A 12,374-nucleotide genomic window follows, 5' to 3' on the forward strand; every position below is an offset into this window, starting at 1 on the left:
TGAAAGAGCCGTCGAGCAACAAAAAAGGAAGCCTCAATAGGCTTCCTTTTGCGATGGGACTAACCTGATAAACTGAGCTTATTTATTTCATGCCCCGTTCCAGTTTCACCCTGTCATAGGCGGTCTGGATATCTTGGGCTTTATGCTTGGCTATTTCCATCATTTCCGGTGGTAACCCCTTGGCAACCAGCTTATCCGGATGGTGTTCATTCATCAGCTTACGGTATGCCCGCTTGACTTCCTGATCAGATGACTCTGCCGTCACTCCAAGCACAGAATATGCCTGACCAATTGGCTGCATCTGGGCATTACCATGGCTTTGGCGGAAACGAAATTCAGCCTGCCAGCGGCTAAGCAGTTCATCCAACTGGCGGCGATTAAAGCCTAATTCTTTCCCTATGGTATGCAGAATTTCCAGCTCATTGGGATGCAACTCACCATCAGCCAGTGCGGTTTGTAATTGGATTTCCAAAAACATCTGCAACAGTTCTGGTCGCCCCATGGTCAGCATGCGAAATGAACGCAGACAGCCCCGCAGATCAAAATCCGCTGATTTACCATCTCGAAATGCTTGCTGGGCATCCCGGCGCGCATCACCATTTAGGCGCATCTGATCCATAATCATGCTGGCGAGGCGAATATCATTTTCCGTCACCCGACCGGATGCCTTGGCCATATGGCCCATCACAGCAAAGGTTGAATTGAAAAAAACCGCCTGACGGCTGTTTCCACGCCCAACCATGCGCTTTATTTTGCCACCACGTGTATCCCAGTAATGGCCAATCACCAACCCAAGCAGCGCCCCGCCAAACCGGCCGAACATAAAGCCGATAACGACGCCGAAAAATTTACCCCAAATCCGCATTGCATTATCCGTTATTTAGCGTGCCCGGTGACACGTCTGTATTAACCGCTGTTCCAGCCCCTGTAGGCGGGTAACCGTGCCGACATCGCACCAATAGCCTTCAAAGTGGCTACCGCACACCCGACCCCGAGCAATTTCCCGGCGGATCAGTAAAGGGGTGCCAAATGCACCTGTGGGCGAGTCATTAAAAAACTCTGGATGATACACTCCTATCCCACTGAAGGTCAGCCGTTTATGGTCAAATTCCGGCTGCAGGGTCAGTAACTGACCATCTAGGGCAAAATCACCTTGGGGATGTTGCGCAGGATTATCTACCAGAAACAATTTTGCCAGCATGCCGTCAGGCAGTGTCCAATGCTCAACATGAGGTAATTGATCAACAAATACATCCCCGTTAACCACCAAAAAAGGCGCCGGATTTCGGCCATTATCTGTCAACAGTGGCAAGGCTTGTTTAATGCCGCCGCCCGTTTCCAGCGCTGCGGTTTCCGGGCTGTAAACAATCTCTAACCCCCAGCGACGACCATCGCCCAGCTGCTGCTCCAGCATATGCCCAAGCCAGGCATGATTAATCACCACCCGGGTCACCCCGGCGGCGGCCAGATTTTCCAAATGGTATTCAATCAAAGGTTTGCCCGCAGCCTTAATCAGTGGCTTGGGGCTGTGATCCGTCAAAGGACGTAACCGCTCTCCCCGGCCAGCGGCCAGAATCATGGCATGCATTATTTTGCCTCCCGAGCCGCAAACGCAGGCATCAACTCCGCCTCCACCCAGTGCCCAAAAGCGCTGAGCTCTGGATATTTCCGGGCGATATCGCGAATGTATTCTAGGGTTAGTGGGATATCTTTAAGGTAACCGGCTTTGCCATCACGATGATAAAGCCGGGCAAAAATCCCCGCCGCCTTGATATGGCGTTGCAGCCCCATCAAGTCAAACCAACGTTGGTAGACTTCCCAGCTGACATCCGCATCTAAGAAGCCTTTATCTTGCATCAGCTGCATATGGTAGCGAGCCAGCGACATGACTAACTCATCACCCCAGCGCACATAGCAATCTCGCAGCAAGGAGACCGCGTCATAGGTCAATGGGCCAGATACCGCATCTTGAAAATCAATCAAATACAACTGATCATCGCGCACCATAATATTGCGGCTGTGAAAATCACGATGCATACCGCAAACAGGCTGAGCTAAAGCACTGACAGAGAGACAATGGTTCACATCACTGAGTAGTTGCTGCGGCAATTGCGCATCTCGCCAGCCTAAATGGACGCCTAATAACCATTCGGGGAAAATCGCGAGCTCACGGGCAATAAACTCGCTGTTATACACAGGCAATGGCCCGCCGTCCGTCTGCTGTACCGCGGCCATCTGCGGTAGCAAATCCAGTGCCCGGGTATACCACTGACGAACATTATCGCCACGAAGACACATCCCAAGTTGGCAATCCCCCAAATCCTCCAGCAGCATAAAACCCAACGCCTCATCCTGCGCCAACACAGCGGGCACCAACAACCCAACATCAGACAGCGCCTTATCTAACGCGATAAAAGGCGCGATTGGCACCAGCTGTGGCGGAGAGTCAACCGCAATAAAGTGGGTATCATTGTCTGTCACCCGGAAATAGCGGCGGAAACTGGCATCCCCGGAGATCAGGGTGATGCTGATACTGTCATTCAGGCGCTGCGTTAACCAGGTCGCCAGGCGAAGAAATCTCGGGTCGGACTGGGTCATTTCATGGCTCTTGGGGAAAAATTGCTTTATTATAACCAGCATAAAATCCGGAAGCAGCCAAGATAATGAATATTCTTGGTTTGACAGTGTTGCGACAGGAAAATGCAACCTTTCCCTCCGATATTTGTCCAGACAAAGAAATCACAGTTTTTATTGACCTAGAATGCAGATCCGTTATCTCGTGGCCCTGAGCCTGTTTTCCCAATTCGCAATGGCAGGCGAGCCCCCCGCTGACACGGTCTCTCAGTGTTTGGTGGAGCCGCCTGTGCCCCGGCCGGAAGCGCCGGTGTCCGGCAATGCCATTAATAAACAACTGATCAGCATCAGTTCAGAATCCTCTGAAGCCCAAATGGGCAAAGAAGCCAAATTTCAAGGCAATGTGACCTTTAAGCAGGGTCAGCGCCGCATCCAAGCTGATGAAGCGATTTTAAATCAGCAAGATGAAAAGCTTGATGCCAATGGTAATTTGGTATTCCAAGACAGCATGTTCACCGTAACCGCAGATTCTCTGGTAGCACGGATGAAAAGCAACAGCGCCACCCTTAAAGGGGCGCAATACTGGCTGCACGGGCAGCAGGTACATGGCGACGCTAAAAAGTTGGAAATTACCCCCAACAATAACCTGCTGCTGACCGATACCAACTTTACCACCTGCCCCCCAGACGATGCCTCTTGGCTACTGGAAGCAAACAAAATTAAAATCGACTCCAGTGATGAATGGGGCGAAATTTGGGGTGCCAAACTGCGTATTGGCGGCATCCCTGTGTTGTACATTCCCTATATGACCATCCCGGTGTCAGATAAACGTAAAACCGGTTTTCTGTTTCCCAATTTCAGCACCAGTACTACCAATGGGGTTGAAGTCTCCATACCTTGGTACTGGAATATCGCTCCGGAATATGACCTGACATTTACACCAAATATCATGTCTAACCGTGGCTTATTCCTGAAAACCGAATTCCGCTATCTGGCTGGTGAAGCCCAGCAAGGTAAAGTGAATGTAGAGTATTTAGGCGATGATCAGAAACTGACAGGCCATCCCAACCGGTATTTGTACCACTGGGAACATCAAGGCGCTATTGATGAAAACTGGCGGGTACTGGCCAACTATACCGGAGTGTCTGACAACAATTATTTTAATGACTTGCCATCAGACGTCGCCCGGGCAACCGATAACCAGATCTCTCGGGTGGGCGAGATCAGTTATTTCCAACAAAACTGGAATACCAGTTTAAAAGTGCAAGACGTCAAGGTATTAGGGGAAACCCAAGAACCTTATCAAGTCATGCCGCAATTTAGTTTCAACTACAGCTCGCCGGATATGTGGCGTAATCTCGACTTTGCCTTCCATAGCGAAGTGAGCAACTTTGAGCATACCAGTACAAAAAAAGGGTATCCGACAGCTACCCGGGTACATCTTGAGCCGTCTTTAACTTGGCCAATATACGGGCCGGCGGGCGCTTTTGTGTCTGAAGTTAAGCTGTATCAAACCAATTACTGGCAGCGGGATAACCGTCTGCAGCCTGAACTAGCATCTCATGTCAGCCGGACAATTCCTCAGGCACGTTTATATGGCCAGATTAATTTTGAGCGCCATACCAAGCTATTTGATGAAAATTACCGCCAGACATTAGAACCCCAAGTGCAGTATCTGTATGTCGGCTATCAGGATCAGTCTGATATCGGCATTTATGATACCGCTGCGCTACAGGATGACTTTTACGGTTTGTTCCGCGACCGCCGTTACTCCGGCTTGGATAGAATTGCCAATGCCAACCAAGTCACGGTGGGGATGACGAGCCGCCTGTACGACAGCCACAATGAAGAGCAAATGAAGTTCAGTCTGGGGCAAATTTTCTATCTGGAAGATAACAAAGTCAGCCTCAACCCAAATTTAGTGGAAGAGACACCTTCATTTTCAGTATTGGCAGCAGAAATGGATGCCAAGCTGTACCAGGATTTCTATTTCAGCGGTGCCCTGCAATATGACACCAAAGAAAAGGACAACAAAAAAACCGAGGTGACACTGGATTATCGTCCCGGCGCGAATCAATTAGTGCAACTCAGTTACCGTTATGTACCGGATTTGCTCAATACCAATACCAATAATCGGGTAGATATTTCTCAGGCCGGATTACGTACTGCATGGCCGGTACGGGACGATCTGTATTTCGTCGGTAGCTGGTATTACGACTTAAAAGAGCACCGCAGCGTTGAAGCCTATACTGGCTTCCAGTATGAATCTTGCTGCTGGGCGGTACGGTTAAGCTACCACTACCGTATCAATACCAATTATGATGACAAGTTCGATCCAGTGGATGACCGCGCCCAGTTTGAAAGTGGTTTTTATCTCAACTTTATGCTGAAAGGATTGGGCGGCTCCGGCCCGCTCGGCGTATCAAAGATGCTGGATCAAGGCCTGTTCAGCTATCGCAAGCCACTGTATTTGAAAAACTAGTTAGCTAATCCCGGTGTAGGCAGCTGCACCGGGTTGTCGTCACAGACAAACCCGCTGTTGCGGGGAAAAATATGGTAAATTGCTGAACCAGAACAAGGACTGGCAGTCCAATAACAAAACAATATTCAGGCGATCAGCCTGAGTCATTTACGGCCAAGGATTTGTGGATGAGACCCTTTAAAAAACTGATTTTTGCTTTTTTGGCACTGGTACTAAGCCAAAATACATTTGCCGCTCCCCAACCACTGGATCAGGTTGCGGTGCAGGTGAATGATGGTGTGATCCTGCAAAGTGAAATTGACAATATGCTGGCCAATGTGAAACGCAATGCCAAAGAGTCCGGGCAAAAACTGCCATCGGATAAAGCACTGCGGACCCAGGTGATTGATCGCTTGATCCTCACCCGGCTGCAATTGCAGATGGCTGACCGTATGGGGCTGCATGTTGGTGACTTACAACTGGATCAAACCATCGAAAATATTGCCAAAGATCAGAAAATGACCGTGGCGCAATTGCGTCAAGAAATTGAAAGAAGCGGCGAAAGTTTCAGCCAATATCGTGAGCAGCTACGCCAGGAGATCACCCTGGGTGAAGTGCAACGTATTCAGGTGCAACGCCGTATTCAGGTCTCCCCTCAGGAAATCAATGCGCTGGTAAAGCTGATCAATCAACAGGGCATGAAAAATGTGGAATTCCAAATCGGCCATATTTTGATTGAAGTACCCAATAATCCAACAGAGGCTGAGCTGGCTGGTGCGCAAAAGCGGGCTGATGCTGTGATGAAGCGACTGAAAAGCGGTGCTGATTTTCGTCAGGTTGCCATCGCTGCCTCTGCTGGGCCCAAAGCGCTGGAAGGTGGGGTATGGGATTACATGAATATCAATGAAATGCCTACCCTATTTGCTGAAGTGGTCAATGGCGCGAAAAAAGGCGACATTATCGGCCCGATAAAGAGTGGTAGCGGCTTCCATATTATCAAAGTACTGGGGATCCGCGGCCAGCAAACGAAAGAAGTTGATGAAGTTAAATCCCGGCATATTTTGCTAAAGCCATCACCGATCCTGTCAGAAGACAGAGCTAAAGCGATGCTGACCAAATTCGCAACCGAGATCCGCGATGGCAAAGCCAGCTTTGCCGAATTAGCGAAAAAGTACTCTGAAGACCCGGGCTCTGCCGCTAAAGGTGGTGAGCTGGGCTGGGCTGATCCAAGCATGTATGTACCGGCTTTTGCCAATAAACTCAAAGAACTGAAAAAAGGCCAAATCAGCGCACCATTTCGCTCCAGTCACGGCTGGCATATTGTGCAGCTGGAAGAGCGGCGAAAGACTGATGCAACCGAACAATTCAATACCAATCGGGCGCATCAGCTGATTTTCCGCCGTAAGTTCAATGAAGAGCTGCAAAACTGGCTGGACGAAATGCGAGCAGATGCGTACATTCATGTGTACGACACCGATAAGGAGTAGCAGCTTGAGTATCAAACGCATTGCAATCACCCCGGGGGAACCGGCCGGTATCGGCCCGGATCTGGTGGTGCAACTCGCGCAGCAGGCTTGGCCTGATGCAGAGCTGATTGTCTGTGCGGATCCCAATCTGCTGCAGAGCCGGGCAAAACGACTGGGGCTGCCGCTTCAACTGCGGCCTTATCAACCTGGTCAGGCACCCAGAGCTCAAGAAGCCGGTACCCTGACCATAGTACCTTTTAATTTGGTGGCTGAGGTAAAATGCGGTCAACTGAATGAGGCAAACAGCAGCTATGTTGTCGATACCCTGCGCTATGCAGGGGAAAAGAACATTGCCGGTGAGTTTGATGCTGTCGTGACAGGGCCGGTACATAAAGGCATCATCAATCAGGCAGGGATCCCCTTTAGTGGGCATACGGAATTTTTTGCTCAACAGGCAAATTGTCAAGATGTGGTCATGTTATTGGCCTGTCCCGGTCTGCAAGTGGCATTGGTCACCACCCATATTCCGCTGGCCTATGTGGCCAAAGCTATCACCCGGGAGCGACTACAGCATATTATCTGTATTTTGCACCGGGATCTGGTGGCGAAATTCGGCATTACGGATCCGAAAATTTATGTCTGCGGATTAAACCCCCATGCGGGGGAAGACGGCCATCTTGGTCGGGAAGAACTGGATGTAATGATCCCGGCGCTTGATGAGCTCAGAGACGAGCAGAATATGAGTATTGTTGGCCCACTGCCAGCAGATACTCTGTTCCAGCCCAAATATCTGCAGGATGCTGATGTGGTGCTGGCGATGTATCATGATCAGGGCTTACCTGTGCTCAAAGCACAGGGGTTTGGCAGAGCGGTTAATATCACCCTCGGCCTGCCCTACATCCGCACCTCGGTGGATCATGGTACCGCACTGGAATTGGCAGGCACAGGAACCGCCGACACAGGCAGTTTTGTCTGTGCCTTAAATAAGGCCATTGAGCTGGCCTCAAAGAATTGAAATCTGAGTTAATGAGTAACAAAGTCCATTTAGGCCACACGGCCAGAAAGCGTTTCGGCCAGAACTTCCTGACCGACAGCAATGTAATTAACCGCATCGTGGGTGCCATTGCCCCGGATAACGATCATGTTATGGTGGAAATTGGTCCCGGCTTGGCTGCACTGACTGAGCCTGTTGCCGAAGGCATTGATAACCTGACAGTGGTTGAACTTGACCGGGATCTGGTTGAACGTTTAAAAGTACATCCCGTACTGAAGGATAAATTAACTATCCATCAAGGTGATGCACTGCAATTCGACTTCAACAAATTGATGGTACCGGGCAAAAAACTGAAAGTATTCGGTAACCTGCCTTATAACATTTCAACACCACTGATGTTCCATCTGTTTGAGTTTGCCGAACAGATTGAAAATATGCACTTTATGTTGCAAAAAGAAGTGGTGCTGCGTCTGTCAGCGTCCCCCGGCAGCAAAGCTTACGGCCGTTTGACTGTGATGGCGCAATATTATTGTCAGGTTGTTCCTGTGCTGGAAGTACCACCAGGATGCTTTACGCCACCACCAAAAGTGGACTCCGCCGTCGTACGCCTGGTGCCATATGAGCAAAAACCTTGGCCATGTAAAGATGTAGCTGTACTGCGCCATTTGTGTACCACAGCCTTCAATATGCGTCGCAAGACATTGCGTAATAACCTGAAACAACTGTTATCCGATGATGACTTCGCCGCTTTAGGCGTGGATGCGACTCGTCGGCCAGAAGAGATCAGCGTTAAGCAATATGTCGCTATGGCCAACTTGCTGTGTGATAAAAACAATTGATTAAAAAGGGCACCTTGGTGCCCTTTTTATTATTTTCTGGAACAACATCAATGACTGCATCCGAAGCCAGCATCCGGATTGAGGTGGAAAGCCAATATGTGGCTCAGCAATCGAATCCGGAAGAAAACAAATATCTGTTCAGCTACACAGTAACCATCATCAATCAGGGCACCCAGGCTGCCAAACTGGAAAATCGTCACTGGATCATCACAGATGCCAACGGCCTAAAAAGTGAAGTACAAGGCAAAGGTGTGGTGGGAGAAACCCCGACGATTGAGCCTGATGGTACTTATCAATACACCAGTGGCACCGTATTGGAAACGCCACTGGGAATTATGCAGGGCAGCTATAAAATGCGCCTCGCTTCTGGTGAAAGCTTTAATGCCCCGATCCCACCGTTCCGCTTGGCTGTCCCCGGGTTATTACATTAGGAGTGCAAATTGGCACATTATTTTGTAGGTGATCTCCAGGGCTGTTATCGCGAATTTAAACTGCTGCTGGATAAAGTGGCCTTTAATCCATCCAAAGATGAGATTTGGGCCGTAGGCGATTTGGTTGCCCGGGGGCCGGACTCCTTATCAGTGCTACGATTTTTCGCCGATGAAGCTAATAGCGGCCGAGTGGTATTAGGCAATCATGATCTGCATTTACTGTCTGTTTATGGCGGGCTAAAACGCGCGAAACCCAGTGATCAACTCCAGCCACTGCTTGATGCACCAGATACGGGGCAATTGATTGATTTTATCCGCCATCAGCCACTGGTGCGGGAGCTGCCAGAATTTAATCTGGTCATGACCCACGCTGGCATTCCCCCCCAATGGGATTTAGCGACGCTGCGTCATGAGGCTGCAGCAGTCTCTGACGTGCTGCAGCAAGATAATTACCTCGATGCCTTGATCAGTCACATGTACGGTACGGATATCAATCGTTGGTCAACCGAGCTTAGCGGCCTAAACCGGCTAATTTATTGTATCAATGCCTTGACCCGTATGCGTTATCTGCATCCTGATGGCACATTGGATTTTGACTGTAAGCTCCCGCCGGGAGATGCTGCAACCCATGATGACCTGCGCCCTTGGTTTACCTTTAACAGTAAACTGCCACAGCAAACTCAAGTGGTATTTGGCCATTGGGCAGCGCTGATGGGCCAAACACATAATTGCCGTTATCAGGCCTTGGATACCGGCTGTTGCTGGGGTGAATATCTGACTTTACTGCATCTGGAAACTGACGAAAAGCTCACGCAGCAAGCGCTTTCCCCGCGTTGATTACACGATTGATGGTTGGCAAACCGGCTCTATACCCATCATAGATACCATAATGCACTTCACAGCGCCTAAAACGCGCTGTGAACGACGTTTTAATAGCTGTTTGAAAGGGCTTAGCCTTTTCGAGTCAACTTCTCAAAACTATATTTAAGCCCTGTCGCACTGGTGCCACCACCCAAGACCTCTGTATGCCACTGCTGAGGCTGCCAGTCAGGAAATTGCGTATCGCCGGCAACATCCAGATCTATCTGAGTCAAATATAAAATATCTGCCTGAGCCAGCAATTGAGCGTATAACTGGCCACCACCAATAATCACCAACTCATCACATGAATCTGCTGCATCACAGGCAGCTGCAAATGATGTCACACAGGTCACCCCGTCAATCTGCAATGCTGGATTTCGACTGATAACAATATTATGCCGCCCCGGCAATGGCCGCCCGATAGAGTCAAAGGTTTTACGCCCCATCACCACGGGTTTACCCAGCGTCATTGCCTTAAAATGCTTTAAATCTTCCGGCAAATGCCAAGGCATAGTGTTGTCTTTGCCAATCACCCGGTTATGGGCCATGGCGGCAATCATGGCAATTTTCATTGTAATTCCTTATATGGCAGATAAACAAAACGGCCGGGATAAGCAGATATCCTCAGCCGTTTAATCTATTGTCGTTACCGTTGTAAAATTTATCTCCAACCCGGAAATAAACATTAAGCGGATCAGCGTTGGTAGATCACTTCAACATCATAATCATCATCATCGAAATCATCGTCGAAATCATCGTCATAATCTTCGTTGACGTCTTCCAGGCTAGCCTGATGATAATTATCCCATTTGAACTCAATATCCGCATCGGGATCCTGTTCAGCTTCTTCAGCTGGCAGACTCTTGATAAAGTCCATCAACTTTTCAGACAGGGGTTGTGTACCTTCACGGGCATAAGCAGACATGGTGAAAACTTCACCTTTCCACCCCAGTTCAGACACAATGCGGTCAACCTTTTCCTGTACTTCTTCTTCCAGCATCAGGTCAACTTTGTTGAATACTAGCCAACGTGGCTTGCCAGCCAGTTTCGGCGAATATTTTTCCAGCTCTTCCACAATCGCCTTTGCGGCATCAACCGGATCACTACCATCAATCGGCTCAATATCCAAAATGTGCAGCAATACGCGGCAACGCTCCAGGTGCTTCAAGAAGCGAATACCCAGGCCCGCACCATCTGCTGCACCTTCAATCAGTCCAGGGATGTCGGCAATCACAAAGCTTTGACCGGGACGAGGGTTAACCACCCCCAGATTTGGCACCAAAGTGGTAAACGGATAGTCCGCTACCTTTGGTTTAGCTCGGGATACAGCACGGATAAAAGTAGATTTACCAGCATTAGGCATGCCCAGTAGCCCTACATCAGCCAGCAGCATTAGCTCCAATTTCAGGCTGCGTACTTCACCCGGGGTTCCCAAAGTTTTCTGCCGTGGAGCACGGTTAGTAGAACTTTTAAAACGGGTATTACCCAAACCGTGGAAACCGCCTTTGGCTACCAGTAATTTCTGCCCGTGCTGGGTCAAATCCCCCAGTACCTCTTCCGTTTCCTGATCCCTTGCCCGAGTACCCACTGGTACTTTCAAGACCAGATCTTTACCGCCTTTACCAGTACAATCACAACCTCTACCATTTTTCCCACGCTCAGCCATATGGAAACGTTCGAAACGGTAATCGATCAGTGTGTTGAGGTTTTCATCAGCCTGCAGAAATACATCACCGCCATCACCACCGTCACCACCATCAGGCCCACCATCAGGTACATACTTCTCTCGGCGGAAACTGACGCAGCCACTGCCGCCGTCACCCGCTTCAACTCTGATCACTGCTTCATCGACAAACTTCATACTTACTCCAGGCGCAGGGGATTGAGGCAGTATACCGTCATCCTCTATACGCGCCAAACAAACACTGAATAGGTACGCCAAAGCCGATGCCAACCGGATGTTCCGGCCAATACTGTTTCAGGCTCTGCGTAGTTATACCCGTTCATTTATCCGGAATGGGCATAAAACAAAAGCCCCACCAATGGCGGGGCTTAGAAATCAAGCTTGAAAAAGAAAATTAATCTTCGATACTAACGAACTTACGGTTGTTAGGACCTTTAACTTCAAACTTAACTTTACCATCAGTCAGGGCAAACAAGGTGTGGTCACGACCAATACCTACATTTACACCGGCGTGGAACTTGGTGCCACGCTGACGAACGATGATGTTACCAGCCAGAACTGATTCGCCGCCGAAGCGCTTAACACCAAGACGTTTGCTTTCTGAATCGCGGCCGTTACGAGTAGAACCGCCAGCTTTTTTGTGTGCCATTAGTCAGACTCCTAATTACGCGTTGATAGCAGTGATTTTAACTTCAGTGAACCACTGACGGTGGCCCATTTTCTTTTCGTGGTGCTTACGACGGTTGAATTTCTGGATAGAAACTTTCTCGCCGCGACCGTGGCTGATAACTTCAGCAACAACTTTGCCGCCTTCAACCAGAGGAGCGCCAACTTTAACGTCTTCGCCATTAACAACCAGCAGAACCTGATCAAATTCGATGGTTTCACCAGTAGCAACTTCGATTTTTTCTAAACGCAGGGTGTGGCCTTCAGCAACACGGTGCTGCTTACCACCACTTTGAAAAACAGCGTACATAGCTATTTTACTCCGAAACATTTAACACACTGGCCTACAAAGTGAGCAGGGCAGGTGCTACAAAAACTTTATTGACAATGGGCGCGGA

Annotated in this window: 13 protein-coding genes; 6 read left to right on the forward strand and 7 right to left on the reverse strand. The window is 49.3% G+C overall.

The window, feature by feature from the left end; all coding sequences use genetic code 11:
* Positions 1-82: 82 nt before the first annotated feature.
* From djlA to NFHSH190041_RS15630, 3 genes are read right to left on the reverse strand one after another with little or no spacing between them, the layout of a single operon-like run.
* Positions 83-865, reverse strand: a complete 783-nt coding sequence (gene djlA / locus NFHSH190041_RS15620; protein WP_261922671.1) for a co-chaperone DjlA — start codon at positions 863-865, stop codon at positions 83-85.
* A 15-nt stretch (positions 866-880) separates the two neighbouring features.
* Positions 881-1,588, reverse strand: a complete 708-nt coding sequence (gene murU, locus NFHSH190041_RS15625) for an N-acetylmuramate alpha-1-phosphate uridylyltransferase MurU (RefSeq protein ID WP_261922672.1) — start codon at positions 1,586-1,588, stop codon at positions 881-883.
* Positions 1,588-2,598 (reverse strand): aminoglycoside phosphotransferase family protein, encoded by a 1,011-nt coding sequence (locus tag NFHSH190041_RS15630; RefSeq protein WP_261922673.1) that lies wholly within the window; start codon positions 2,596-2,598, stop codon positions 1,588-1,590. Before NFHSH190041_RS15630 ends, murU begins: the two co-directional genes overlap by 1 nt.
* A 163-nt stretch (positions 2,599-2,761) precedes the next feature.
* On the opposite strand from NFHSH190041_RS15630, the gene lptD reads away from it, so the two are divergent.
* From lptD to NFHSH190041_RS15660, 6 genes are all read left to right on the forward strand, one after another.
* Positions 2,762-5,056: an LPS assembly protein LptD gene (gene lptD / locus NFHSH190041_RS15635; protein ID WP_261922674.1), complete on the forward strand. Its 2,295-nt coding sequence runs from the start codon at positions 2,762-2,764 to the stop codon at positions 5,054-5,056.
* A gap of 167 nt (positions 5,057-5,223) precedes the next feature.
* Positions 5,224-6,522: a peptidylprolyl isomerase SurA gene (surA, locus tag NFHSH190041_RS15640; protein ID WP_261922675.1), complete on the forward strand. Its 1,299-nt coding sequence runs from the start codon at positions 5,224-5,226 to the stop codon at positions 6,520-6,522.
* Between the two features lie 4 nt (positions 6,523-6,526).
* Positions 6,527-7,516 (forward strand): 4-hydroxythreonine-4-phosphate dehydrogenase PdxA, encoded by a 990-nt coding sequence (pdxA, locus tag NFHSH190041_RS15645; RefSeq protein ID WP_261922676.1) that lies wholly within the window; start codon positions 6,527-6,529, stop codon positions 7,514-7,516.
* Between the two features lie 11 nt (positions 7,517-7,527).
* Positions 7,528-8,334 carry a 16S rRNA (adenine(1518)-N(6)/adenine(1519)-N(6))-dimethyltransferase RsmA gene (rsmA, locus tag NFHSH190041_RS15650; RefSeq protein WP_261922677.1) on the forward strand — a complete coding sequence of 269 codons (807 nt, stop codon included), beginning with the start codon at positions 7,528-7,530 and terminating at the stop codon, positions 8,332-8,334.
* A gap of 50 nt (positions 8,335-8,384) precedes the next feature.
* The gene (gene apaG, locus NFHSH190041_RS15655; protein ID WP_261922678.1) at positions 8,385-8,765 is read left to right on the forward strand and encodes a Co2+/Mg2+ efflux protein ApaG; all 381 of its coding nucleotides are present in this window, start codon (positions 8,385-8,387) and stop codon (positions 8,763-8,765) included.
* Between the two features lie 9 nt (positions 8,766-8,774).
* Positions 8,775-9,602, forward strand: a complete 828-nt coding sequence (locus tag NFHSH190041_RS15660) for a symmetrical bis(5'-nucleosyl)-tetraphosphatase (RefSeq protein WP_261922679.1) — start codon at positions 8,775-8,777, stop codon at positions 9,600-9,602.
* A 113-nt stretch (positions 9,603-9,715) separates the two neighbouring features.
* Here NFHSH190041_RS15660 and folA read toward each other — a convergent pair whose 3' ends face one another.
* The 4 genes from folA to rplU form a co-directional block, all read right to left on the reverse strand.
* The gene (folA, locus tag NFHSH190041_RS15665) at positions 9,716-10,198 is read right to left on the reverse strand and encodes a type 3 dihydrofolate reductase (protein WP_261922680.1); all 483 of its coding nucleotides are present in this window, start codon (positions 10,196-10,198) and stop codon (positions 9,716-9,718) included.
* A gap of 122 nt (positions 10,199-10,320) precedes the next feature.
* Complete coding sequence (gene cgtA, locus NFHSH190041_RS15670) at positions 10,321-11,487, reverse strand: Obg family GTPase CgtA (protein WP_261922681.1); 1,167 nt, start codon at positions 11,485-11,487, stop codon at positions 10,321-10,323.
* Positions 11,488-11,704: 217 nt separating this feature from the next.
* Positions 11,705-11,959, reverse strand: coding sequence for a 50S ribosomal protein L27 (gene rpmA / locus NFHSH190041_RS15675; RefSeq protein WP_011760936.1), 255 nt, complete (start codon positions 11,957-11,959; stop codon positions 11,705-11,707).
* A gap of 15 nt (positions 11,960-11,974) precedes the next feature.
* Positions 11,975-12,286, reverse strand: a complete 312-nt coding sequence (gene rplU, locus NFHSH190041_RS15680; RefSeq protein ID WP_261922682.1) for a 50S ribosomal protein L21 — start codon at positions 12,284-12,286, stop codon at positions 11,975-11,977.
* Between the last annotated feature and the right edge of the window lie 88 nt (positions 12,287-12,374).

The organism is Shewanella sp. NFH-SH190041 (assembly GCF_024363255.1).
Taxonomy (GTDB): Bacteria; Pseudomonadota; Gammaproteobacteria; order Enterobacterales; family Shewanellaceae; genus Shewanella.

What these genes read in the sequence shown, in the direction of transcription:
- djlA (WP_261922671.1), bottom strand. Translation starts at nt 865, where the DNA reads ATGCGGATTTGGGGTAAATTTTTCGGCGTCGTTATCGGCTTTATGTTC.
- murU (WP_261922672.1), bottom strand. Translation starts at nt 1,588, where the DNA reads ATGCATGCCATGATTCTGGCCGCTGGCCGGGGAGAGCGGTTACGTCCT.
- NFHSH190041_RS15630 (WP_261922673.1), bottom strand. Translation starts at nt 2,598, where the DNA reads ATGACCCAGTCCGACCCGAGATTTCTTCGCCTGGCGACCTGGTTAACG.
- lptD (WP_261922674.1), top strand. Translation starts at nt 2,762, where the DNA reads ATGCAGATCCGTTATCTCGTGGCCCTGAGCCTGTTTTCCCAATTCGCA.
- surA (WP_261922675.1), top strand. Translation starts at nt 5,224, where the DNA reads ATGAGACCCTTTAAAAAACTGATTTTTGCTTTTTTGGCACTGGTACTA.
- rsmA (WP_261922677.1), top strand. Translation starts at nt 7,528, where the DNA reads ATGAGTAACAAAGTCCATTTAGGCCACACGGCCAGAAAGCGTTTCGGC.
- apaG (WP_261922678.1), top strand. Translation starts at nt 8,385, where the DNA reads ATGACTGCATCCGAAGCCAGCATCCGGATTGAGGTGGAAAGCCAATAT.
- folA (WP_261922680.1), bottom strand. Translation starts at nt 10,198, where the DNA reads ATGAAAATTGCCATGATTGCCGCCATGGCCCATAACCGGGTGATTGGC.
- cgtA (WP_261922681.1), bottom strand. Translation starts at nt 11,487, where the DNA reads ATGAAGTTTGTCGATGAAGCAGTGATCAGAGTTGAAGCGGGTGACGGC.
- rpmA (WP_011760936.1), bottom strand. Translation starts at nt 11,959, where the DNA reads ATGGCACACAAAAAAGCTGGCGGTTCTACTCGTAACGGCCGCGATTCA.
- rplU (WP_261922682.1), bottom strand. Translation starts at nt 12,286, where the DNA reads ATGTACGCTGTTTTTCAAAGTGGTGGTAAGCAGCACCGTGTTGCTGAA.